Below are 22908 nucleotides of genomic sequence, written 5' to 3'. Positions count from 1 at the left end.
TCCACTCGGGTTCCATGGTGGCGGCTGGCGGCTCTGTCATTACCGCCGCGGAAGAAATTAGCCGCCACATCACGAGCCTCGTCAAGGGGTGAGTATGTCTTTTTTTGGAGCTGGGTGCGGGTGACGGGCTGTCGATTCGAGGCGCCATGAACTGGTGAATCGGTACTTAAGCCGCATGTAGAGCTCAACCTCATGCGATTGGAGTGGCTTAATGAGTACTACTTATCTTGACCTGCTGTACGATGACCGCGGCTTCAAGGCCGATCAGTCACCGTCCTCGCAGTCCACCCGGAGGCAGCACATATGAAGGACACGCCCGCCGTGGCAGTGGTGAACGGCGCGGACGAGCGGCGCGACTACCGGCCCGGATACGAGGTCGTGGCGGAGCGGATCCTCGAGTTCATCGCCGAGACCCGCCTGGCCCCGGGCGACCGGATGCCCACGGAGAACGACCTGGCTCAGCGGCTGGACACCAGCCGAGCGGTGGTTCGGGAAGCTGTGAAGGTCCTCTCGGCGCTCGGCCGGGTCCGGGCGCACAAGGGGCGCGGACTGTTCGTCGCGAACGACGACGGCATGCTGATCGCCAGTCGCTGGGGAGGCTTCTTCCGTCCCGTGGACCTGGATCACGTGCTCATGCTGTTCGAGTTCCGCAGGGTTCAGGAGACGGCCGCCGCCAGACTCGCGGCCACCCGTGCCACACCCGCCGAACTGTGCTCCATCGAGGTCGCCATGCAGCAGTGCCGGCACGGGTACGTCCATGGCGAGGTCGACGTCTTCAACCAGGGCGACGACGACTTCCACGAGGCGGTGGCCGCGGCCTCGCACAACACGTTCCTCGGCAGCGCGGTGCGTGACGCCCGTCGGCTGCAGCGCCAGTCCAGCGCGATCGGCATCCACGACGCCTTCGGCCAGGGCACCGCGGCCGCGGTGGAGGAGCACGAGGCGATCTACCGCGCCATTCGCGACGGCCGCCCCGACGAGGCCGCACAGGCCACCGCCGCGCACCTCAACCGGACACTGGAGGATTACCGGCGGGAGATCCAGCGCCGCTTGTTCGGATGATCCGGCCGAGCAGCACGCGCCCCGGCCGGTAGGAGTCACCGGCCGGGGCGCGTGCTGTCCGCCTCGCCTTCAGGCGGGGTGCGTGTCGTCGGCCACGTATCCGCGCCGCTTGTCCACCACGTTGCGCAGCGGCCGGCCCTCGCTGCGCCGGGTGAAGTTGTCGAGGAACACCTCGACGAGCGCCTCCCGCTCGCTGGTGGTCTCGCCCGCCGTGTGCGGGGAGATCATCACGCCGGGCATGTTCCACAGGGGTGATTCGGCAGACAGCGGTTCCTGGGCGAACACGTCCAGGGCTGCGCCGGCGAGCCGTCCGGCGGCGAGATGGTCGACCAGCGCCTCCTCGTCGACGAGCCCGCCACGGCCCACGTTGATCAGCCGCGCCCCCGGCTAACCAACGCCCGCGGGGTCTACGAGCAGCCGACCGCCGAGTACGTCCTGGGCCTGATCCTCGCCCTCGCCAAGGACTTCCCCGGCTGCCGGTCGACGACCCCGCGACCGGCGAGATCCTCTGCCAAGTCGCCGACGCGGGCCCCAGGACGGACGGCTCGCTGAGGACGCGGCCGTCAACGCCCAGCAGGAATGGGCCCGCACGGCGCCCAGGGCCCGCAGCGAGATCCTGCGCCGCGCGCACGAGATCATCCTCGCCCGCACCGACGAACTCGCCCACCTGATGACGTCCGAGATGGGTAAGCCGCTCGCGGAGGCGCGCGGCGAAGTGACCTACGCCGCCGAGTTCTTCCGCTGGTTCTCGGAGGAAGCGGTCCGCATCGACGGCGGATACGGAACCCTCCCCGACGGCCGCACCCGCATGCTGCTCTCCCGCCGCCCGGTCGGCCCCTGTCTGCTGATCACCCCGTGGAACTTCCCGCTGGCCATGGGCACCCGCAAGATCGGCCCGGCGATCGCGGCAGGCTGCACGATGGTCCTCAAGCCGGCCCCGCAAACCCCACCTGTCCAGCCTCGCGTTGGCCGCGATCCTCAAGGAGGCGGGCCTGCCGGACGGCGTCCTGAACGTCGTCACCACCTCCCGCGCCGGCGAGGTGTGCGAACCCTCCTGCGCGGCGGCCGGATCCGCAAGCTGTCCTTCACGGGTTCCACGGCAGTCGGCCGGCTGCTGCTCGCGCAGTGCGCCGACACGGTCGTACGGACTTCGATGGAACTGGGCGGCAACGCGTCGAGGAGTTCCTGGAGTATCAGTACCTGGCGGTGCCCGTGCGATAACGGGGGGTGACGCCCAAGGTCTGGCCACGCCCGCATCCTGTCGGCGGCCACAATCGGAGCATCTGAGGGGCGATCTACGGTCGCCCCTTTCCGGCGGCGAGCGGCGATGTTCCCTGACAATCGCCGCGCTCACCACCTCGGCAGCACACGAGCGGCATGAGCCGCCTCAGAACAGGCTTTTGGAGAGCGCTCTCAAACATCGCCTTCGCTCGTCGGCCTCATGAGTCCGCGACGACATCGAGGTAGGCCTCGGCCCGCTCCCGCAGCCAGGAGTCCAGACCGGTCAGCGTGGAGACGATCGAACGCAACTCGCGTACCGTCACCGGCATTTCGCCCCGCGGTGTCCGGCCGGTCAGGACGGCGGAGAGCAGGCCGCCGTGGAGGTGTGGCAGACCAATGTTCTGCCTGATCAGCAGCCCCAGATCCGCGACGGTCAGCGCCCCGATGGGCTTACGGCGCAGGGCATGCACTGTGGTGACCAAATAGGAGTCGTACGCCGGAGGCCTCCAACGATCATCTTCGATCTCTTCTAGAGGGCGATCGGTTCACGGGGTGGATCACGAGCTGATCCTCTCCTCGGGACGTCGAACGGTGCCTGGATCCGGGCCTTGATCCGGGTTCTTGATCCAGACATCGAGTCTGCGGTCCTCACGGGTGTCGCACCGCATGGATCGGTGATCTCTTTTACTCACGACGGCGAAGTACGTCGTACAAGACTTCGACTCCCGATATTGCCAACTCTTTTTTCCCGCCACGCACTTACGGCCTTCGGGATCCGGATCGAACCCAGCCTGACCGGTGCTGGCTGAACTGCCGTCCGAGCGCTGTCGTGCACGCTGAAAGCCACCTGCATTGACCGCGGGCCGTGGGGCTGCCGTGACCCGCGTCGGCCGCTGCGGTCTCCGGCGGGGGGCGCGCACCTGGTGGCTCAATCCTTCCGTTATGCCTTTGAGTCTTGACGGATCCTTCGACGCTCCGGCAGTCTCCTGGCACCGCTTGAGAGCGCTCTCAAGCTCGCAGCGCCTCCAATTCCGTCCCGAAGCCATGTGGGAGGCTTCCATGCCCATTTCCCGAGCCGCCAGCCGCGTCACCCTCAGACTCGGGGCGGTCGCACTCGCCGGTGCCCTGCTCGCCGCCTGCGGATCCGGGTCGTCCGGATCGTCCGCCGACAAAGGCGGCAAGGTCACGATCACCATCGACCTGTTCGGCACTTTCGGCTTCAAGGAAGCCGGCCTGTACAAGGAGTACGAGAAGCTCCACCCGAACGTCACGGTCAAGGAGACCAGCACCGAGCAGGAGAACGACTACTGGAAGGCCCTGAACACCCACCTCGCCGGTGGCGGCGGTCTCGCCGACATCCAGGGCATCGAGGTGGGCCGCACCGCCTCGGTCACCCAGCAGATGTCCGACAAGTTCGTGGACCTGAACACTCTGGGAGCCAAGGACCTCAAGGGCGATTACTCCCAGGCCAAGTGGGCCGCCGCCACCACGTCCGACGGCCGGACACTGGGACTGGGCACCGACGTCGGCCCGGAGGCGATCTGCTACCGCAGCGATCTGTTCAAGAAGGCCGGACTGCCCACCGACCGCACCGAGTTGGCCAAGAAGTGGGCCACCTGGGACGGCTACCTGAAGCTGGGTGAGCAGTACAAGGCCAAGGCCGGCTCCAAGAGCCACTGGCTGGACAGCATCAGCAGTCTCTACTCACTGATGATGGGGCAGCAGAAGGAGCGTTACTACGACGCCTCCGGCAAGCTCGTCTACGACAAGAACGCGGCCGTGAAGACCGCCTGGGACACCTCGGTCGAGGCCGCGAAGGAAGGGCTGAGCGCCAAGCTCACCCAGTGGTCCCCATCCTGGAACCAGGCGTTCAGCAGCGGTTCCTTCGCCACCATCGGCTGTCCCGCGTGGATGCTGGGCTACATCAAGGGCCAGGCCGGCGACGCCGCCAAGGGCAAGTGGGACATCGCCCCGCTCCCGGGCGGTGTCGCGGGCAACTGGGGCGGCTCGTACCTGGCCATTCCCAAGACGTCGCCGCACGCCAAGGAGGCGTACGACCTCGTCAAGTGGCTGACGGCGGCACCGCAGCAGGAGAAGCTCTTCAAGAAGCAGGGCAGCTTCCCGTCGAACGTCGGGGCCATCGAGGCGGTCAAGGACGTCAAGGACGCCTACTTCAGCAACGCGCCGATCGGCGAGATCTTCGGCAAGGCGGCGGAGACCTCTCCCGTGCAGGTGCTCGGCGTGCACGACAGGGACGTGGACCAGCAGATCACCAACGCCCTCGGTGAGGTCGAGCAGAAGGGCACCAGCTCCGACACCGCCTGGACCCACGCCCAGAAGGGCATCGACAACGCGGTCGGCTGACGCCTCCTCGGGTGTGAAGGGCGCGCCCCGACTCGTCCTTCCGACCCGGTCAGCCGGCTGTCTCCTGGCGCGAAGGACCGGCCCCAATCGGTGCTTCGCGCCCCCTCACCCCGCCGTATGTGCATCGCCCCCCGATCCGCCTCCGACCGAAGGTCTGCCCCATGACCCTGACCGCCACCGCCCCGGCGCGCGCCGCGCGGCCACCGGCCACCCTGCGGCGGCGCCTGGCCAAGCTGTCGCCGTACACGTACATCGCGCCTTTCTTCGCGCTGTTCGCCGCCTTCGGGCTGTTCCCCCTGCTCTACACCGCGTACGTCTCGCTCTACCGCGTCGAACTCCAGACTCCGGGCGAGCTGGAGTGGCGGGGCCTGGGCAACTACACCGCGCTCTTCGGCGACGACTACTTCTGGACCGCGCTGCGCAACACCTTCACCATCGGCGTCATCTCCACCGTCCCGCAACTGCTGATGGCGCTCGGCCTGGCGCACCTGCTCCACTACAAACTGCGCGGGCGAACCTTCTTCCGCGTCACCATGCTGCTGCCGTACGCCACGTCGGTGGCCGCCGCCACCCTGGTCTTCGCCCAGCTCTTCGGCCGCGACTTCGGCCTGATCAACTACCTGCTCGGCCTGGTCGGCGTGCACCCCGTCGACTGGCAGTCCGACACCATCGCCTCCCAGATCGCCGTCTCCACGATCGTCACCTGGCGCTGGACCGGCTACAACGCGCTGATCTACCTCGCCGGCATGCAGTCCATCCCCGCCGACCTGTACGAGGCCGCCGAGCTGGACGGTGCCTCCCGCTGGCGGCAGTTCCTGCACGTCACCCTGCCCGGACTGCGGCCCACCATCCTGTTCACCGTCGTGGTGTCCACCATCGGCGCCACCCAGTTGTTCGGCGAGCCTCTGCTGTTCGAGGGCAGTATCTCCGGCGGCATCTCGCACCAGTACCAGACCCTCGGCCTGTACATGTACGAACAGGGCTGGGGCTTCTTCCACCTCGGCCGCGCCGCCGCGACCGCCTGGGTGATGTTCGTCCTCATCGTGCTGCTGGTGCTCGTCAACACCGCCCTCGCCCGACGCCGAACCCGCAAGGAGACCGCGCGATGACCACACTCACCGCGCCTCAGCGCACCGAGAAGACCGCCGGTCCCTCACGTCCGGCCCGCCGCCCGCGCGGAGGGCGGGCGGGGGGCACGCAGCACGGGGGCCGTCTTGCCTACGCGATCCTCATCATCGCCGCGCTGGTCTCCGCCTTCCCCTTCTACTGGACGATCGTCGCGGCCACGCGCTCCAACGCCGAGCTGGCCAAGAGCCCGCCGGCGCTGCTGCCCGGTGGCAACCTGATGCACAACTTCCAGCAGGTGCTCGACCAGGCCGACATCGGCAAAGCGCTGCTCAACTCGCTGATCGTCTCGGGGGCGGTGACGGTGGGCACCGTCCTGTTCTCCACCCTCGCCGGCTTCGCCTTCGCCAAGCTGAAGTTCAAAGGGCGCAACGCGCTGCTCGCGCTCACCATCGGCACGATGATGATTCCGCCGCAGCTCGGCGTGATCCCCTTGTTCATGGTCATCGCCAGGCTGCACTGGGTGAACCAGCTCCAGGCGGTCATCCTGCCCGGGCTCGTGTCCGCGTTCGGGGTCTTCTTCATGCGCCAGTACCTCGTGCAGGCGCTGCCGGACGAGCTGATCGAGGCGGGCAGGGTCGACGGCGCCTCCACGCGGCGCATCTTCTGGAGCATCGTCATCCCGATCGCGCGGCCCGGCATGGCCGTACTCGGCATGCTCACGTTCATGGCCTCCTGGAACGACTTCTTCTGGCCGATCATCGCGCTGTCCTCGCAGGAGCCGACAGTGCAGGTCGCGCTGCGGCAGCTCGGCGGGGGATACGTCCATGACCAGTCCGTCATCATGGCCGGCACCCTGCTCGGGACGCTGCCCGTGCTGCTCGTCTTCGGCCTGCTGGGCCGGCAGATCGTGGGCGGCATCATGCAGGGCGCCGTGAAGGGATAGTCCGGCCTCCTCGCACCCCACTGCACAGACATGTCCCGGGCGCGCAGCGCCCCCTGAAGCCGGCCCCCGCTCTTCGAGCCGTGCCCTGACGCGCTCCATCCCGCCCCGCCCCACCGCGCTCGGGCCACACAGCCGTCGGGCGGGGGCCGATCCACCTGCTTCGGCCACCGTCATGAGCACACATCCGACCACCGGCATCAGCACACGCCACATGGCGAGGGGCGCGCAGCCACGACGGACGGCCACACGCCCCGCCGCAGAGTGCCTGACAGGCATCACTTACGACCCCGACGGAGCCCCGATGACCACCCTTGCCCCCCACCCCGCTAACGACTCCGCGCCGGCCTTCCCGCCGACGTTCCGCTGGGGCGCCGCCACCGCCGCCTACCAGATCGAGGGCGCCGCGAACGAGGACGGCCGCACGGCCTCGATCTGGGACACCTTCAGCAGAACACCGGGAAAGGTCCGCAACGGCGACACCGGAGACATCGCCGCCGACCACTATCACCGCATGCGCGAGGATGTCGCGCTCATGGCAGAGCTGGGCCTGACCGACTACCGCTTCTCCGTGTCCTGGCCACGCGTGCAGCCGACCGGGCGCGGCCCCGCCGCCCAGAAAGGCCTGGACTTCTACCGCTCCCTGGTCGACGAGCTCCTCGCCCACGACATCCGCCCCGTGGTGACCCTCTACCACTGGGACCTTCCGCAGGAACTCGAGGACGCCGGTGGCTGGCCCGAACGCGACACGGCACAGCGGTTCGCGGACTACACGGCGCTCGTGGCAGAGGCGCTCGGTGACCGCGTACGGACCTGGACGACGCTGAACGAACCGTGGTGCGCGGCGTTCCTCGGGTACGCCGAAGGAGTACACGCACCCGGCCGGACGGAGCCGGAAGCCGCCCTGCGAGCAGCGCACCACCTGAACCTGGGCCATGGCCTGGCCGTCGGCGTCCTGCGCGACCTGGTGCACCCGTCGTCCGAAGTGTCGCTGACCCTCAACGTCGCGGCGGTGCGTCCGCTGAGCGACAGCCCCGCCGACCGGGACGCGGCCCGCCGGATCGACGCGCTGGCCAACCGGATCTTCCTGGATCCGGTGTTCCACGGGCACTACGCCCAGGACCTGCGGGCGGACACCGCGGCACTCACCGACTGGTCCTTCGTCCGCGAAGGGGACCTGGGGATCACCTCCCGTCCCATCGACGCCCTCGGCATCAACTACTACACACCCACCGTGGTCGCCGCCGGCGCCCACCCCCTGCCCTCGCCCTGGCCTGCCGCGCGGGAGCACGCACGCTTCGTGCCCGCACCCGGCGCGCGCACCGCCATGGACTGGCCGGTGGACGCCGAGGGCCTCTACGAGCTGCTCACCCGGCTACGGAACGAACTTCCGGGAATTCCGCTGATCATCACGGAGAACGGCGCCGCCTACGACGACTACGCAAATCCCGAGGGCGACGTCCACGACCCGGAACGGATCGCCTACCTGCGCTCCCACCTCGAGGCGGTCCACCGCGCCATGGCGGCCGGCGCGGATGTCCGCGGTTACTTCCTGTGGTCCCTGCTGGACAACTTCGAGTGGGCCTACGGCTACGGCAAGCGCTTCGGCATGGTGCACGTCGACTTCGCCACCCAGCGCCGCACTCCCAAGGACAGCGCCCGCTGGTATGCGGATGTCGTGGCACACGGGCGGCTGCCGTATGCCTGAGCGGCTCGGTACCCCCGTACGATCTCCAGTCTCACGCTCACCTGAGTGGGCCGGACCAGAGGTTCCTCCGCAGGATGGAGAGAGCGCTCTCTGTCGGGGACTGCTCGGGTCCTCTCACGGGCAGCTACGCTGTTCCCGTCCCGAGAGGAGCGTTCCTTGTCCGACCAGATCTCCGCGCACCGTCCCACCCTGGAAGCCGTCGCCGAACGGGCCGGCGTGTCCCGGGCCACCGTCTCCCGTGTCGTCAACGGGGGCAGCGGGGTGCGCGAAGCCCTGGTCGAGAGGGTCCGCCGCGCCGTGGATGAGCTGGGATACGTGCCGAACCAGGCGGCCCGATCCCTGGTCACGCGGCGTACCGGAGCGGTCGCCGTCATCGTCGCGGAGCCGGAGACCAAGGTCTTCGCCAATCCCTTCTTCGCGCAGCAGCTGCTCGGCATCAGCCGGGAGCTGACCGCCCACGACACTCAGCTCGTGCTGCTGCTGGTGGAGGACACGGCCGACTACGACCGCATCGGCCGCTACCTCGCCGGGGGCCACGTGGACGCCGCCCTGCTGTTCTCCCTGCATGCTGAGGACCCGCTGCCCGGCATCATCCGTCGGGTGGGACTGCCCACCGTCTTCGGCGGCCGCCCCGGCTGGCCTGGAGCGGAGGGAGACCGGAGCCTCCTCTACGTCGACTCGGACAACCGCGGCGGTGCCCGCGAGGCCGTACGCCATCTGCTGTCACTGGGGCGCCGGCACGTCGCGACGATCACCGGTCCCCTCGACCAGACGGCCTCGGTGGACCGGCTCGACGGCTACTACGACATCCTGCTCGATGCCGATCCCCGGTACGTCGTCGAGGGCGACTTCACCGAGGCGGGCGGCGCACGCGCCATGACGGAGCTGCTGGAGCGGGTTCCCGACCTGGACGCTGTCTTTGTCGCCTCCGACCTCATGGCCATCGGCGCGCTGCGCGTGCTGCGGGAAGCCGGGCGCCGCGTGCCGGAAGACGTCGCCGTCGTCGGCTTCGACGACATGGCATCGGTCGCGGAACAGGCCGACCCGCCGCTCACGACGGTCCGTCAGGAGATCGAGGAGATGGGCCGGCTGATGGTGCGGCTGCTGCTGCGCGTCCTCGACGACCGGCGGCCGAAGGAGGACGGCGGCCGCCCACTGTCCTCCGTGATCACCCCGACCCGGCTGATCCGGCGGGCCACCACCTGACCGACCGGACTCGGGGGCGCACAGCCCACCGAGCACCTTGACACCTGGCCGCCGACGAGCCGGCGCCTGTGAACGGTTCCCATGCAACCTCGCCGGCACTTGCGAAGGATGTGAGGTGGGGAGAGAGTGCCTCCGTGCCACGGAGACCCTGACCCACCGGCCCAGTCACAAGCCCCTGGCTGTGACCACATCAGGGGCAGGCGCCGAGCGGATCATCTCTGTCCCGCTTCCACGAGCAGTACACCTCGTCAAGCCGGGAGGCGACCGGGCCGTCGGTGGGAGTCCGCGCACGCCGCAAGGCTCCTTCTGGGGCCCACCGGCGGGTCGCACTGCGTGCCCAGCCCCACGACCAGCGACTTCAAGCTGGTGGATCTTCAGTGACTGTGAGTCCACGTCGGCGGCCGTCGGGTCCGGCGAACGGCCCTCCTTCTGACGGACCTTGCCGCGCAGCCGGTCGTGGAGCTGGGTGAGCAGGCCCGTCACCTGCCGGCGCCGGGCGAACACGTGCACGCGCCGGTACGGCGGGAAGTCACAGGGCAGGTTGACCCACTCGACGCGGGCCGAATGGCAGGTCATCCGGCCGCTGCTTTCGGTCCCCGCGGGGCTTCAGCAGCGCATTGGACTCCACGGACGCAAGCGCGACAGATTGCGACACAGGGCCTCCTGGTGCTGCTCGGTTGGGATCACAACCCCGAGCTACCAGCAGGCCCTGGCGTCATGCCCCGACCACCGAGAGATCACCTGAACAGGGACCGTGTTCGGCTGATCAAGCCGGTCGACCGGAAAGCGGATCGCTTCTTGGCCGCTCAGTGCCCGCGCAACGGGTTGGCGCATGCCGCGGCGAGCAGGTACCAGGCCGTGGCACCGGTGTGCCGGTAGGGGTAGTAGCCGAAGCCGTATCCGGTGTTCAGGGGGCTGCTGGCGGAGACCACGCCCGACCGCTCGGGAAGGGCGGCGCTTCCTATGGTCTGTCCTGGGCCGAGCTGGTCCTGGGCCCGTTCGATGGAGGCGATGAGGCGCCCGGCCTGCCGTTCGTCGCCGGGAGCACTGCGTTCGCGCAGGGCCAGGGCGAGGTGGGCGGTGCCCTCGAACCACACGCCGTTGCGGTCGGGCTTGGGCTGGAAGTCCGCGATGGGCACGTCCTCGTTCGCGATGAGGGACGCGGAGCTGAAGGTGACACCCTCGTACGACTGCCCGGCGGGGACGGTGCTGTTGGGCCGGTCGGCGGTGTCCAGCACCTTCAGGCGGGTCGACGCCCAGTCCAGTGACCCGGCGCGGCGGCGGTCGCACAGGGCCAGGTAGCTCCAGGTCTGGGTGTCCTCCGGCACGGGGGAGGTGTTGATGGTGGTGCCGTCGTTGGTGCCGGTGTAGAAGAAGCCGCCGGAGGCGTTCCACATCCCGTCGACGAACGCGGCAGCTCGGGCGCGCCGCCGCAGCCAGACGCGGTTGCCGGTGAGCCGGGCGAGCTGTCCGAACAGGCAGGTCAGGTCGATGTTGTGCTCAGTGGCGGAGAAGGGAAGCTCCTGGTCGGCCCCGTCGACGCCGAACTTGTAGCCGCCGAGGGGCTGGTCGGTGCGCGCGTTGCTCTCCACCCATTCGCCTATCCGCACGGCACCGGTCAGGAATCGGCGCGCGCCGGTGCGGTCGGCCAGTGCGGTCAGGGCGATGCCTGCCCACGCCATGTCTCCCACAGCGGTGCCGGTGAAGCCGAACTGGGTGCCGACGTTGACGGTGCCGTCCGCGCGGATGAAGCCGTCCGGCTGCTGGGAGCCGTCGTAGAAGGAGTACGGGCCCACGTTGTACGCCTGGCGCAGTCTGCCGTCGGCGTACTGCGGATCGTGCGCCTGCGCGTACAGCAGCGCATCTCCGAGGGCCACGGCTCTGGCCCGCGCGTCGCGGCCCGGGCGTGCCAGGTAGGCGAGCACGGCCAGGGCGTTGTCGTAGGTGAACGCGGTGCTGAAGAGACCGGCCTGATCCGTGTAGCTCTGAGCCAGGCGCAGGCGGCCGTTCGGGTAGCCGTCCATGGCTGCGTCGAGGAAGGCATAGCCCCGCGCCCGGGCATCGCGCAGCCCGACGGCTTCCGTTCCACCGGTGGCCGCGCCGGCCGCGCCACTGCCCAACGCGGTCAGGAAGGCGGCGGCAGTCCCTGCTCCGAGGAGGGTCCGACGACTGATCGTCCGGCCTCGCTGATCCGCTGTGATGAGCTCTTCACGGTGATGTGCCACACCGGCCATGCGTGTCTCCTCAGGATGTGCACCCAGTCTTGAGAACGCTCTCAAGGGTGGGTGCATTGTGCTGGCCTCAACAGGGCCGGTCAAGGCAACCCGGGCGCGGCTCGCGCCGTTTGCAGCCCTGTCAGTCCCAACCAGACGTGGCTGAGGTCCGGTCTGCGGCCGCGATCAATCGCCTGGTCCGCGCGGTCAGTGTGTGCGCAGCTGCGGCATCAGGCTGCTCTCGTGGGCGGAAAAATCCCAGACCGCAGGGCTTCTTCACTGAATCTCGCGCACCGAATGCCGGGCGGCTCCATGTCGCGCTTCGGGCCGCGGACCTGACAACTGCTCAACTTCACTTCACGAGTTGAACACAATTGTGTTTTTGGGAGCGCTCTCAGTCGCAACTATTGACGCCTCAACAACCAAGAGGCCACAGTGACGGACACCCTTTCTGGGAGCCGCTCCCTCCTGTTCCTTCTCGTGGAGGTCATTCCTTGATGCACCACAACCACGCAAGGCGTTCCCATCGACTGCTGAAGACGGCGCTAGGTGCGCTGAGCGGGCTGGCCCTGCTCGGCGGTGGCCTGTACGGCCTCGCGAGCGCCGACGAACCGTCCACTCCCGACGGCTGGACCAAGGTCTGGAGCGATGACTTCGCCGGCGCGGCGGGGAGTCTGCCGTCCAGCGACAACTGGATCATCGACACGGGCACGAGCTACCCCGGCGGCGCCGCCAACTGGGGCACCGGCGAGATCCAGACCTACACCTCCGACACCGCCAACCTCCAGCAGGACGGCGACGGAAACCTGAAGATCACTCCGATCAAGGACGCCGACGGCAACTGGACCTCTGCCCGCATCGAGACCAAGCGCAGCGACTTCGAACCGCCGGCCGGCGGCAAACTCCGCATCGAGGCCCGCATCCAGGTCCCCGCGGTCACCGGCGACGCCGCACAGGGCTACTGGCCCGCCTTCTGGACGCTGGGCGCGCCCTTCCGCGATGTCTACACGAACTGGCCGGGCATCGGCGAGTTCGACATCATGGAGAACGCCAACGGCGCCAACAAGGTCTCCGGCACCCTTCACTGCGGCATCAGCCCCGGTGGCCCCTGCAACGAGAACATCGGCATCGGCGCCGGCCGCGAATGTCCCGACACGGCCTGCGCGGGCAACTTCCACACCTACGCCTTCGAGTGGGACCGCAGCACCTCCCCGCAGGAGCTGCGCTGGTACGTCGACGGCGTGCAGTACCACTCCGTCAACGCCTCCCAAGTGGACGCCAAGACGTGGGACGCCGCCACCGGGCACAGCCATTTCATCCTGCTGAACGTCGCCATGGGCGGCGCCTTCCCCAACGCGGCCGCCGCAGGTACGACACCCACCTCGGCCACCAAGTCCGGCGTGCCGATGCTCGTGGACTACGTATCCGTCTACAGCTCGAAGGGCAGCAGTCAGTAGGGCTGATCGCGGGTAGCCCCTCAATTTCCGGCCCGACCGGAGACTGCCGTGGACGGCGGGGGACTTCGGAAGAGTCCGGTGGCAGTCGGAGCGGACAGCAGCAAAATCTCGCGTGGCCGCCGCGCGTGACACAGCGGGGAAGGAAAACGCGGTGAGCAATCCGCCGCAACCGAACCACCCCCACTTCGGCCATCGTTTCGATCTCTCGGACGAGGCGCTCTCGGGGGAGTTGAAAAAAACCGCGGGCATGACGCTTGCACACTGGTCCATCGAGGAATTGCTGGCCCGTCACTGGCAGCCGGTCTTCGAGTACGCCGAGTTGTGGACGGTGTCCGATCGGGCCGCGGGCGTCCTGACGGCATCCGCGTTCACCCGGGCTTTCCTGGACGCGCTGCGGTGGCCCGGGCCCAGGACCGCCTGGCGACCCGGGCTGCTCCTCACTGTGCAACGCATCGTCGAGGAGTGGGCCGAGGATGAAAGGCGTCGTTCCGCGCTCCGTCCGGCTCTGCGCCCGCGTGGTCTTTCGGCCGCGGCCCGGCTGTCCGTCCCGGCCGACCGCCGGCTGATCAACCGTGCCTTCCATCGGTTGCAGGAGCGTGCTCGCTGCCTGCTGTGGCACATCGAGGTGGAGGCGGAGGGCTTGGAGGTACCGGCCGTGCTTCTCGGCCTGCCCCCGGAGACGACTGAAGTCCAGCTGGAATCCGCCCGTGTCCGCTTCCGGGAGGCGTGCGTCGAGGCGCACCGCGAGCTCGCCACGCATCAGACGTGTCTGCGGTTCAGCCGGCTGCTGGACGTCTCCGTCCAACGCGGCGGCACCCACCTGGTGCCCGATCTGCAGCATCACCTCACCGGTTGCGACCACTGCCGGCATGCGGCCGAGCAACTCGACCACTCCGGGGACCGCCTCGGCGTACTGATCGCCGAAGCGGTCCTCGTCTGGGGGGCGCGGGTCTATCTCGGCTCCCGCCCTGCCCGCGGATGGTCGCAGGCGAGTCGCGCCCCTGGCGCTTCCCACAGCTCCTGGGGGCTGGGACACGCCACCCACCGCCGGCCAGCCGACGGGCTCTGGTCGCACGCCGCCGACGCGACACCCCCCTTATCGGCGTGAGCGGGGCGGACCCGCCCGCACACCTTGCGGTGCTGATCTTCCGTGGTGGCCGGAGTTTCCGCGCCACCTCCCAGCCGGCCGCGGCAATGCACAGCCTGAGGAGAGCCGGAGGCGCGACGGACATGATCTGGAATTGGAGACTCGCCGGCTCAGGGCCCCACAGGCGACGGGATTCATTTCAAGGTCCAAGACAGGGCGCGCTTGGCCACAGTGGTGCGTGTACTCCACCGAGGGCTCTGCGCTGTTCTCCGCTCCGCTGCTCATCCTTCACTACGGGAAGCGCCACGGATATACGCCACCTTCCAATTTCCAGGAAGCCTTGGCGTCTGTCGACGAACCTCTGGGCTGGGATTCCCGAGCGGAGACACTGAGCCTCCGCCAACTTGAAGAGGCAGGTCGAAGGGCTGGTGTGGCCGGTTCTCGGGGTGCTCACGCTGGTGGTGTGCGACTGTTTGAGGAGTAGACCGTCATGCGGCCGCTGTTTTCGTCCTTGGTCGGCGGCCTCGGGTGCGACGGGGTAAATCCGCTGGCCAGGAGGGATGTTCCATGGCAGGGTCCCCGCCGTGACAGAGATAGACAGCATCGTGATCACCCCTCTCGCCGAGCGTCCGTCGTTGCTTTCCCGTATCTACGAGATCGCTGAGACGTGGCCGGCCTTCATACCGCACGATCCGGTTGGGGAAGCCTTGCTGGGCCGGGTGGCCGAAGACTTCCCCCACTACTGCGTGGTGGCAACGGATGGTGACCGCGTCGTTGCCCGTGGGCTGTGTGTGCCGTTCAGCGCCGACCTCGACGGCCGTGAGGAGATGCCGGAAAAGGGCTGGGACCAGGTACTCGTCTGGGCGTTCCGAGACCAGCGCCATGGGCATGCACCGACAACCGTCAGTGCGCTGGAGATCACGGTGGACACCGAATACCTCGGCCGTGGCCTGTCCTACAGGATGTTGGCCGCCCTGCGGGACGCCGTCGGCCGGCAGGGCCACAATGTGCTGTTGGCCCCGGTCCGTCCCACAGCCAAGCATCTCGAACCGCGCGTCACCATGACCGACTACGTCAGCCGACAGGGCGAGGACGGATTTCCGACCGATCCCTGGCTCCGAGTACACGTCAAGGTCGGCGGCAGCATCCAAAGGATCGCCCCGGCATCGATGACGGTCAGCGGCTCGCTGGCCCAGTGGCGGCAGTGGACCGGGCTGCCCTTCAACAGCGACGGTGACATCGACGTACCAGGCGCCCTCGTTCCGGTGCACTGTGACACCGCAGGTGACAAAGCCGTCTATGTCGAGCCCAACGTATGGGTACGACACGATGTGACGGCGTCCACCGCCTGACCACACACTGCCTGGCGAGGCAAGCCGCAAGTTCACCGGGTGACTTCGAGGTTCGTCAAAACGAGCGGGGCACGCAGGAGCTGGGTGGCGCGGGCGGGATTGGCGATCGTGCCGCAGGTTGTGCAGCGGCACCGCCAAGGGGTGTCGGTCCCGGGACAGGGCTCCAGCGGCTCCAGGCCGGCCGCGCGCATCAGCGTCACCGCCTCCTCCGGAGGAGCCTGCAACCTTGCGACGATCATGCGAATTCACCGAAGAGCTACGACGGGGCGCCGCTGCCCGCGCCAGAGCTTCCGCAGTTGCCCCTGAAGCCGCGTGGAAGGGTGCGTTGACCTGCCGGGGTCTGAAGCTGTGCAACTGAGGGCGGGAACGTGCTCCACGGCCGCCGACCGCCAGAGCACCGCTGGTCCTTGCAGCCGGCGACCGGGACCCCCGCCGCAGCCGGCCGGCTCAGGTTCAGGTGTCGTAAATGTGGAAGCCGCGGCCGCTCTTGCGGCCGAGGTGGCCCGCGGCGACCATGCGGCGAAGAAGGGCGGGCGGCGCGTACAACGGCTCCTTGAACTCCTCGTACATCGACTCGGCCACGGCCTGCGCGGTGTCGAGGCCGATGAGGTCGAGCAGGCGCAACGGCCCCATGGGATGGGCGCATCCGAGTTCCATGCCCCGGTCGATGTCCTCCGGCCGTGCCGAGCCGGACTCCACCATCCGCACCGCGCCGAGCAGATAGGGCACGAGGAGGGCGTTGACGACGAAGCCGGAACGGTCGGGCGCCTGGATGGCCTGTCTGCCCAACTGCTCCGCCAGACCGCGGGTGCGGCGCACGGTGTCGGCGTCGGTGGTGAGGGCGGGAATGAGCTCGACCAGCCTCTGCACGGGCACGGGGTTGAAGAAGTGCATGCCGATGACCCGGGCCGGCCGTGCGGTGACGACGGCGAGATCGACGACGGGGATCGAGGAGGTGTTGGTGGCCAGGACCGCCGCCGGGTCCTCGACCGCCTTGTCCAGGGTGCGCAGGACATCGGTCTTGATGTCGCGGTTCTCGGCGACCGCCTCGATGACGAACTGACGGTCCGCCATGTCGGTGAGGTCATGGGTGAAGGACATCCTGGCGAGGGCCTGGTCTCGCTGTTCCTCGCTGAGTTTGTGACTTCTCAGGGCTCGGTCGAGGGAAGCGGTGAGCCGGCGGCGGCCTGCCCCGATCGCTTCGTGCGTGGCCTCGGCGACGAGGACGTCGATGCCGCTGCGGGCGGCGACTTCGGCGATGCCGGAGCCCATGAGGCCGCAGCCGACGACGCCAAGACGCGTGACGGAGTCCATCCGAGGTCCCTTCCGTTGAGTCGTTGTCCGATCGGGGGTGACCACTGTCATAGATCGAGGACGAGACGGGGGCTGCACGAGCGGGAGACGCAGATGAGCATGGTGTCGCCGGCGGCTCGTTCGTCCTCGGACAGCAGCGAGTCGCGGTGGTCGGGTGTGCCGTCGAGCACGTCGGTCTCGCAGGTGCCGCAGGCGCCTTCCCGGCAGGAGAAGTCGACCGCGACGCCGGCCTCCTCCACGGTTTCGAGCACCGAACGGTCCGGAGCCACGGTGAGGGTGAGGCCGGAACGGGCGAGCTCCAGCTCGAAGGCATCGGCAGGGCCGGTTTCGGCCGTTGGCACCGGGGCGAAGCGTTCGACGCCCAGCGTGCCGGGCGGCCAGGTCGCGCACTGCTCCTGCACTGCCCGCAGCAGCGGTTCGGGACCGCATGCGTGGACCAAGGCGCCTTCCTCGGGCACGCCGAGGAACGTGGCGAGGTCCAGCAGGCCGTACTGGTCCTGCGGACGGACGAGTACCCGGTCCCCGTGCGGGGCGAGGCGGTCCAGGAAGGCCATGGAGGTCCGGGTGCGGCCGCCGTACAGCAGACGCCAGTCGGCTCCCGAGGCCTCGGCTGCCTCGACCATGGGCAGGACGGGCGTGATACCGACACCGCCTGCGATGAAGAGATGGCGTGCGGCGGGCCGCAGCGGGAAGTTGTTCCGCGGTCCGCGGACCCGCACCTTGGCGCCTTCGTGCAGGTGATCGTGGACGTATGCGGAACCGCCTCGCCCTTCCGGCTCACGCAGCACGGCGATCTGCCAGGCCTCGCGGTCGGCGGGGTGCCCGCACAGGGAGTACTGACGGATCAGCTCGTCGCCGTCGTTGCCGTTCAGGAGTACGTCGATGTGGGCGCCCGGCGTCCAGGCGGGCAGCGCGCCCCCGTCCGGACGGCGCAGGGTGAGGGAGACGACGTCGTCCGCGGCCCGTGTGCGGGTCTCGACGGTGAGAGTGGCGTCGACCGAAGTCAGTTGGTCGTTCATGATGGTTCAGCTCCGGGTTCGGGCCGGTGTCGGCACGTGCAGCAGTAGCGCGTCGCCCTGGCCGCCGCCCCCGCACAGGGCGGCCGCTCCGCTGCCGCCCCCGCGCCGGCGCAGTTCGGCCGCGAGGGTCAGCACCAGCCGGGCGCCGGTCATGCCGACCGGGTGCCCGAGCGCAATCGCTCCGCCGTTGACGTTCACCTTGTCCAGGGGGATGTCCAGTTCCCGGACGGAGGCCAGGGCCACCGAGGCGAACGCCTCGTTGATCTCGAACAGATCCAGGTCGGCGACCTTCAGCCGGCCGTCCCGGGAGAGCGCGTCGAGGATCGCGCCGGCCGGCTGGATCAGCAGCGAGGGGTCGGGGCCCGCGACGGTGCCGTAGGCACCGATCTCGGCGAGCGGCGTCAGGCCCTCCCGCCGAGCGAGCTCGGCGCTCATCACGACGACGGCCGCGGCCCCGTCGGAGAGCTGTGAGGCGTTGCCGGGGGTGATGGTGCCGGCGTCGGAGAAGGCCGCCTTCAGGCGCCCCAGGCTCTCACCGGTGGTCCCCTGCCGTATGCCCTCGTCGTCGGCGACCACAGTCTCGCCCAGGCGCCCGGTCACGGTGACGGGGGAGATCTCCGCGGACAACACACCCGACTCCTGGGCGTGGGCGGCCCTTTGATGGGAGAGCGCGCTGTAGTCGTCCTGTTCCTCGCGGGTCAGGTCGAACGGCCGTTGGTAGCGCTCGGTCGCCGCGCCCATGGAGATGCCGTCGAAGGCGCAGACGAGGGCATCGCGGTCGAGGGCGTCCTCCGCGGCTGCCGAACCGTACTTCCAGCCGGTGCGGGCGCCGCGCAGCAGGTGCGGGGCGTTCGACATGGACTCCATGCCGCCCGCCACGACCACTTCGTGACGGCCCGAGGAGATCATCAGGTCGGCCAGGGCGATGGCGTGCAGTCCGGACGGGCAGAGCTTGTTGACGGTGCTCGCGGGCACGGAGAAGGGGATGCCGGCCTGGACCGCGGCCTGCCGTGCCGGGTTGGGGCCGGCTCCGGCCTGGACGACATGGCCCATGACGACGGCTTCCACGGCTGCCGGCTCCAGGTGTACGGCGGCAAGGGCCGCGCGGATGGCATGCGCACCGAGGTCGACCACGGACAGGGCGCTGAGGGCGCCCAGCAGTTTGCCGATGGGCGTCCTGGCACCGGCGACGATGACGGATCCGGGCATGGCCGGGACCTCCTGGGGTGTGGGACGGAGTCAGGCGGCCGTGCCGGCGTCCACGGCACGGGCGGCGATCAGATGGGCCGTCTCGTTGACCGAGTGCAGGACGGTGCGGCCGCCGGGCATGCGCCGCACCCGGCTGACGGACGTGTAGTCGGGGTGGAACCAGAACATGGTGGACAGGCCCAGCACCGTCGCCAGGTAGGTGTTGGTGATGCCGCCGTGGCACACGGCCGCGACCCGCCCGCCGGGATGGGCGTCGAAAATGGTGGCCATGGCCCGTACGGCACGTGCCCGAAAGGCGTCCCGGTCCAGGTCGGGCACGAAGTCCTCGAAGCGTCCCTCGGCGAGTGCCGCCGCCCGGGGATCGTCGGCGCCGATCTGCTCGGGTGGCGTGTAGGGCTGGGACATGTCCGTGTCCCATTCGCGCAGGTCGTCGAGGACGGTGGCGGTCATGCCGGTGATCCGTTCCAGGGGCGCGGCGGTCTCCCGGGCCCGGCGGTAGGGGCTGACGTACAGGGCGTCGAGGTCCTCGTGTCCGAGCCAGGCGGCGAGATGCTCGGCCTGGGCGGTGCCCTCCGGGGCCAGCCCCGGATCGAACACACCGGCCAGCGGGAGGCCGTGCCGGACGAGGAGGAGTTCGGTCATGGTGATCCTTCACAGGGATGAGCAGGCACACGGGTGAGCGGGCACGGAGGTGAGCGGGCTCAGCCCGAGATGGTCCGTTCCGAGGCCCAGTACGGGCGGCGCATCGCGCGTTTGTCGAGCTTGCCCATCGCGTTGCGCAGGAGTTCGGGGACGAACTCGTACGACTTCGGGCACTTGTAGGCGGCAAGGCGCTCACGGCAGAACCGGTCCAGTTCGTCGGTCGGCGGTTCGTCCGCCGCCACGACCAGGGCCCGCAGGGACTCGCCGAAGTCCGGGTCGGGCACGCCGATGACCGCGACCTCGGCGACCGCGGGGTGCTGTCGCAGCACCGCCTCGCTCTCGGCCGGGTAGAGGTTGACCCCGCCGGAGACCACGACGTCCGCGGCCCGGTCGGTGATGAAGAGGTAGCCGTCCGCGTCGACGTAGCCGATGTCGCCGAGTGTGAAGACGCCGGGGGAGACGTAGGCGGCCTTGGTCTTGTCCGGGTCCGCGTGATAGCGGACGCCCTGGTTCTCCGGGGCTCGGAAGGCCAGCAGTCCTGGTTCGCCGGGCGGCAGTTGCCGGCCGTCGTCATCCGTGACCAGGACCTCGAAGGGGGGCCGGACGCGTCCGACCGAGCCGGGGTGCGCCAGCCACTCCACGCTGCTGATGCGCGCCACGGTGCCCGCTTCGCTGGCGCCGTACGACTCGGTCAGCACGGGACCGAACCACTCGATCATGGCTCGCTTGACGTCCGGCGGACACGCGGAGCCGGTGTGGGAGACCTGCCGCAGGCTGGAGACGTCGTACCGGGCGCGGACCTCCTCCGGGAGGGCGAGCAGCCGTTGGAAGTGGGTGGGCACCATCACCGTCGAGGAGACCCGCCACTGCTGCACCCGGCTCAGGAACGTCTCCGCGTCGTATCTGCCGAGGACGACCACCGGCTGACCGGCCGCCAGGTGCCGCAGTGAGGTCAGCGGGGCGTTGTGCTGCAGGGGACCGCACACCAAGTGGGGTCCCGGAGGGAATCCGGGCCGGGCGGACATCGCGGCGAGGTACGCGGCGCTGTCGGCGACCGGGTCGCTGACCCAGCGCACCTCGGTGCCGCGTGCCCGTCCGGTGGTTCCGGAGGTGTAGACGAGCGGGGGCCGGGCGGGTCGGCCCACGGGGAGGGTGTGGCCGACGGGAGCGGCGGCCAGCCACCGGTCCCAGTCGAAGGCGTGGCCGACCGCCGGGGTTCCGTGGACCACCACCGGCAGGCCCAGTTCCCGGGCCGCGTCGAGCGCGGCACCCGCGCCGACGGGTCCGGCGACGATCCCGGTCACGCCCGCGTCGATGATCTGCTCGACGAGCTCGCCCGAGGTGAGGCTGCGGGACGTGGCGACGGTCCCCACTCCGGCGCGCAGTCCGGCCAGATGGGCCACCAGCGTCGCGATCGCGTTGTCGCCGAGGACGGCGATCCGGTCCTCGGGGCCCGGCGCGAACTCCAGCAGCCGGGCCGCCGCCCGCGCCACCTGGTCGGCGAGACGGGACCAGGACAGGACGTCCAGGTCGTCCGCCAGGGCGGGCACCTCGGGTGACTCCTGGGCGCGACGGTCGAGTGGCAGCAGCGACATGGCTCCTCCGGCGGCTCCTGGGCCTCTCCCGCTTTCAGAGGGAGAGGAGATGCTGAGACTGTAGCGTTTATCAAGAAAGTGCGGAACACTCTGATCCTGCGCGGAGTCATTCCCACCTGTTTCTGCGGGTGGGGGCGCACTGCCCGCATCTCGTTACTCAAGCCATCATCTGGTAAGTGAATGAGGAGGAGCCATGTCCGAGCCGGATCCGGACGCATGGCGCAGGCAGGTCCGGCAGTGGCTGGCCACCGTGCTGGAACCGGCACGGGCGCCGGACTCCGCCACCCGGTCCGCCGACCTCGCCGTGTTCCACAACCTTCCGGAGAACGAGGAACGCCTGCTGCTGGAGCGCTGCCGCGCCTACCAGCGAGCCCGGTTCGACGCCGGCTACCAGGCGCTGACCCTCCCCGCGGACAAGGGAGGGGCCGGCCTGACCGCCGCCCACGTGGCGGCCTTCGCCGAGGAGGAAGCGGCCTTCGAGGTCCCGCCGGCCACCGAGCTGATCAGCGTCACCGTGCGCCTGGTCGCGATGGCCGTCTCCCTGTTCGGAACCGCCGGGCAGCGCCGCGAGCACGCCCGCGCCTTCCTGCGGACCGATCTGCTGGCCTGCCAGCTCTTCAGTGAGCCCGGCGCCGGATCGGACCTCGCGGCGCTGCGCACCCGCGCCCGGCAGGAGGGTGAGGAGTGGGTGATCGACGGTCAGAAGGTGTGGACCTCCGGCGCCCAGTTCGCCGACTACGGTCTGCTGCTCGCCCGCACCGACCCGGATGTCGTCAAACAGGCCGGCATCACCGCCTTCCTGGTGCCGATGGACGCCCCCGGAGTGGAGGTGCGCCCCATCCGGCAGATGAGCGGCGGCGCCTCCTTCAACGAGGTCTTCCTCAGCGGCGTACGCGTCCCCGACCGGCTCCGGATCGGACGACCGGGCCAGGGCTGGGAGGTCGCCACCGCCACCCTCGCCTTCGAACGCACCGCCTCCGGCAGCGGCAACCGCCGCAAGGGCGGCACCTTCACCGACGTCCTCGCCCTCGCCCGCTCCCTGGGCCGCACCGAGGACCCGCTGGTCCGCCAACGCCTCGCCGACCTTTACGTCCGCGCCGCCCTGCGCACGGCCACCGTCGAACGCGTCGCCAGAACCAGCGCGGCCGGCGGCCGGCCGGGCCCGGAGGCGTCGTTGACCAAACTCATGGCCTCCGAACTGCTCACCCGCACCGGGCAGCTCGCCGCCGAGCTGATGGGGGCGCGCATCAGCGCCGACACCGGCGAGCCCGGCACCTTCGCCTGGACCGAACATCTCCTCGGCGCCCCCGGCTACCGGCTGGCCGGAGGCACGGACCAGATCCAGCGCAACCTGATCGGCGAACGGGTGCTCAAGCTGCCGCCCGAGCCGCGCGTGGACCGGGTGCCGTTCTCGCAACTTCCCGGCAACTGAGGCACCACGCCTCGCTTCG

General features: G+C 69.5%; 20 protein-coding genes and 1 pseudogene. 12 read left to right on the top strand and 9 right to left on the bottom strand.

All coding sequences use genetic code 11. From position 1 onward, the window contains the following. Positions 1-303 precede the first annotated feature (303 nt). On the top strand, positions 304-1062 hold the full coding sequence (locus tag ACWCRD_RS17155; protein WP_450966615.1) for a FadR/GntR family transcriptional regulator: 759 nt from the start codon (positions 304-306) through the stop codon (positions 1060-1062). Positions 1063-1131: 69 nt separating this feature from the next. On the opposite strand, the gene ACWCRD_RS17150 is transcribed toward ACWCRD_RS17155, so the two are convergent. Next, a complete protein-coding gene (locus ACWCRD_RS17150; RefSeq protein ID WP_450966614.1) occupies positions 1132-1428 on the bottom strand; it encodes an NAD(P)-dependent oxidoreductase in 297 nt (98 codons plus the stop codon). Positions 1429-1570: 142 nt separating this feature from the next. Here ACWCRD_RS17150 and ACWCRD_RS17145 point away from each other — a divergent pair, with 142 nt between their 5' ends. Further along, positions 1571-2293, top strand: a complete 723-nt coding sequence (locus ACWCRD_RS17145) for an aldehyde dehydrogenase family protein (RefSeq protein ID WP_450966646.1) — start codon at positions 1571-1573, stop codon at positions 2291-2293. A 208-nt stretch (positions 2294-2501) separates the two neighbouring features. Here ACWCRD_RS17145 and ACWCRD_RS17140 read toward each other — a convergent pair whose 3' ends face one another. Next, positions 2502-2807, bottom strand: coding sequence for a contact-dependent growth inhibition system immunity protein (locus ACWCRD_RS17140; protein WP_450966645.1), 306 nt, complete (start codon positions 2805-2807; stop codon positions 2502-2504). 535 nt (positions 2808-3342) lie between these two features. Here ACWCRD_RS17140 and ACWCRD_RS17135 point away from each other — a divergent pair. From ACWCRD_RS17135 to ACWCRD_RS17115, 5 genes are all read left to right on the top strand, one after another. After that, positions 3343-4647 carry an ABC transporter substrate-binding protein gene (locus ACWCRD_RS17135; RefSeq protein WP_450966613.1) on the top strand — a complete coding sequence of 435 codons (1305 nt, stop codon included), beginning with the start codon at positions 3343-3345 and terminating at the stop codon, positions 4645-4647. A gap of 161 nt (positions 4648-4808) precedes the next feature. Next, positions 4809-5756 (top strand): carbohydrate ABC transporter permease, encoded by a 948-nt coding sequence (locus ACWCRD_RS17130; protein ID WP_450966612.1) that lies wholly within the window; start codon positions 4809-4811, stop codon positions 5754-5756. Then, the gene (locus tag ACWCRD_RS17125; RefSeq protein ID WP_450966611.1) at positions 5753-6658 is read left to right on the top strand and encodes a carbohydrate ABC transporter permease; all 906 of its coding nucleotides are present in this window, start codon (positions 5753-5755) and stop codon (positions 6656-6658) included. Before ACWCRD_RS17130 ends, ACWCRD_RS17125 begins: the two co-directional genes overlap by 4 nt. 301 nt (positions 6659-6959) lie before the next feature. Beyond that, a complete protein-coding gene (locus ACWCRD_RS17120; protein WP_450966610.1) occupies positions 6960-8363 on the top strand; it encodes a GH1 family beta-glucosidase in 1404 nt (467 codons plus the stop codon). A 156-nt stretch (positions 8364-8519) separates the two neighbouring features. Continuing rightward, the gene (locus ACWCRD_RS17115; RefSeq protein ID WP_450966609.1) at positions 8520-9569 is read left to right on the top strand and encodes a LacI family DNA-binding transcriptional regulator; all 1050 of its coding nucleotides are present in this window, start codon (positions 8520-8522) and stop codon (positions 9567-9569) included. 806 nt (positions 9570-10375) lie between these two features. Here the strand turns inward: ACWCRD_RS17115 and ACWCRD_RS17110 are convergent. After that, positions 10376-11803, bottom strand: coding sequence for a Tat pathway signal sequence domain protein (locus ACWCRD_RS17110; RefSeq protein WP_450966608.1), 1428 nt, complete (start codon positions 11801-11803; stop codon positions 10376-10378). A gap of 476 nt (positions 11804-12279) precedes the next feature. Between ACWCRD_RS17110 and ACWCRD_RS17105 the strand changes: the two are divergent. The 4 genes and pseudogenes from ACWCRD_RS17105 to ACWCRD_RS17090 all read left to right on the top strand — a co-directional run. Then, a pseudogene (locus ACWCRD_RS17105) lies at positions 12280-13230 on the top strand (glycoside hydrolase family 16 protein); the annotation flags it as partial. Between the two features lie 256 nt (positions 13231-13486). Beyond that, complete coding sequence (locus ACWCRD_RS17100; protein ID WP_450966607.1) at positions 13487-14347, top strand: hypothetical protein; 861 nt, start codon at positions 13487-13489, stop codon at positions 14345-14347. 217 nt (positions 14348-14564) lie between these two features. Continuing rightward, positions 14565-14810 (top strand): DUF7919 family protein, encoded by a 246-nt coding sequence (locus ACWCRD_RS17095; RefSeq protein WP_450966606.1) that lies wholly within the window; start codon positions 14565-14567, stop codon positions 14808-14810. 100 nt (positions 14811-14910) lie between these two features. After that, positions 14911-15678, top strand: coding sequence for an N-acetyltransferase (locus ACWCRD_RS17090; protein WP_450966605.1), 768 nt, complete (start codon positions 14911-14913; stop codon positions 15676-15678). Positions 15679-15710: 32 nt separating this feature from the next. Here ACWCRD_RS17090 and ACWCRD_RS17085 read toward each other — a convergent pair whose 3' ends face one another. The 6 genes from ACWCRD_RS17085 to ACWCRD_RS17060 form a co-directional block, all read right to left on the bottom strand. After that, on the bottom strand, positions 15711-15917 hold the full coding sequence (locus ACWCRD_RS17085) for a hypothetical protein (RefSeq protein WP_450966604.1): 207 nt from the start codon (positions 15915-15917) through the stop codon (positions 15711-15713). 214 nt (positions 15918-16131) lie between these two features. Then, the gene (locus ACWCRD_RS17080) at positions 16132-16992 is read right to left on the bottom strand and encodes a 3-hydroxybutyryl-CoA dehydrogenase (RefSeq protein ID WP_450966603.1); all 861 of its coding nucleotides are present in this window, start codon (positions 16990-16992) and stop codon (positions 16132-16134) included. A 47-nt stretch (positions 16993-17039) separates the two neighbouring features. Further along, positions 17040-18011, bottom strand: coding sequence for a PDR/VanB family oxidoreductase (locus ACWCRD_RS17075; protein WP_450966602.1), 972 nt, complete (start codon positions 18009-18011; stop codon positions 17040-17042). A gap of 6 nt (positions 18012-18017) precedes the next feature. Then, the gene (locus ACWCRD_RS17070; RefSeq protein WP_450966601.1) at positions 18018-19220 is read right to left on the bottom strand and encodes an acetyl-CoA C-acyltransferase; all 1203 of its coding nucleotides are present in this window, start codon (positions 19218-19220) and stop codon (positions 18018-18020) included. Positions 19221-19250: 30 nt separating this feature from the next. Beyond that, complete coding sequence (locus ACWCRD_RS17065; protein ID WP_450966600.1) at positions 19251-19862, bottom strand: histidine phosphatase family protein; 612 nt, start codon at positions 19860-19862, stop codon at positions 19251-19253. Positions 19863-19921: 59 nt separating this feature from the next. Then, positions 19922-21457, bottom strand: a complete 1536-nt coding sequence (locus ACWCRD_RS17060; RefSeq protein ID WP_450966599.1) for an AMP-binding protein — start codon at positions 21455-21457, stop codon at positions 19922-19924. Between the two features lie 193 nt (positions 21458-21650). Here ACWCRD_RS17060 and ACWCRD_RS17055 point away from each other — a divergent pair, with 193 nt between their 5' ends. Then, on the top strand, positions 21651-22889 hold the full coding sequence (locus ACWCRD_RS17055) for an acyl-CoA dehydrogenase family protein (RefSeq protein ID WP_450966598.1): 1239 nt from the start codon (positions 21651-21653) through the stop codon (positions 22887-22889). Positions 22890-22908: the final 19 nt, after the last annotated feature.

The organism is Streptomyces sp. NPDC002092 (genome assembly GCF_053593775.1).
This window is presented reverse-complemented; position numbering and strand designations above follow the sequence as displayed.

What these genes read in the sequence shown, in the direction of transcription:
- ACWCRD_RS17055 (WP_450966598.1), top strand. Translation starts at nt 21,651, where the DNA reads ATGTCCGAGCCGGATCCGGACGCATGGCGCAGGCAGGTCCGGCAGTGG.
- ACWCRD_RS17155 (WP_450966615.1), top strand. Translation starts at nt 304, where the DNA reads ATGAAGGACACGCCCGCCGTGGCAGTGGTGAACGGCGCGGACGAGCGG.
- ACWCRD_RS17135 (WP_450966613.1), top strand. Translation starts at nt 3,343, where the DNA reads ATGCCCATTTCCCGAGCCGCCAGCCGCGTCACCCTCAGACTCGGGGCG.
- ACWCRD_RS17070 (WP_450966601.1), bottom strand. Translation starts at nt 19,220, where the DNA reads ATGCCCGGATCCGTCATCGTCGCCGGTGCCAGGACGCCCATCGGCAAA.
- ACWCRD_RS17110 (WP_450966608.1), bottom strand. Translation starts at nt 11,803, where the DNA reads ATGGCCGGTGTGGCACATCACCGTGAAGAGCTCATCACAGCGGATCAG.
- ACWCRD_RS17125 (WP_450966611.1), top strand. Translation starts at nt 5,753, where the DNA reads ATGACCACACTCACCGCGCCTCAGCGCACCGAGAAGACCGCCGGTCCC.
- ACWCRD_RS17120 (WP_450966610.1), top strand. Translation starts at nt 6,960, where the DNA reads ATGACCACCCTTGCCCCCCACCCCGCTAACGACTCCGCGCCGGCCTTC.
- ACWCRD_RS17085 (WP_450966604.1), bottom strand. Translation starts at nt 15,917, where the DNA reads ATGATCGTCGCAAGGTTGCAGGCTCCTCCGGAGGAGGCGGTGACGCTG.
- ACWCRD_RS17100 (WP_450966607.1), top strand. Translation starts at nt 13,487, where the DNA reads ATGACGCTTGCACACTGGTCCATCGAGGAATTGCTGGCCCGTCACTGG.
- ACWCRD_RS17130 (WP_450966612.1), top strand. Translation starts at nt 4,809, where the DNA reads ATGACCCTGACCGCCACCGCCCCGGCGCGCGCCGCGCGGCCACCGGCC.
- ACWCRD_RS17075 (WP_450966602.1), bottom strand. Translation starts at nt 18,011, where the DNA reads ATGAACGACCAACTGACTTCGGTCGACGCCACTCTCACCGTCGAGACC.
- ACWCRD_RS17065 (WP_450966600.1), bottom strand. Translation starts at nt 19,862, where the DNA reads ATGACCGAACTCCTCCTCGTCCGGCACGGCCTCCCGCTGGCCGGTGTG.
- ACWCRD_RS17080 (WP_450966603.1), bottom strand. Translation starts at nt 16,992, where the DNA reads ATGGACTCCGTCACGCGTCTTGGCGTCGTCGGCTGCGGCCTCATGGGC.
- ACWCRD_RS17060 (WP_450966599.1), bottom strand. Translation starts at nt 21,457, where the DNA reads ATGTCGCTGCTGCCACTCGACCGTCGCGCCCAGGAGTCACCCGAGGTG.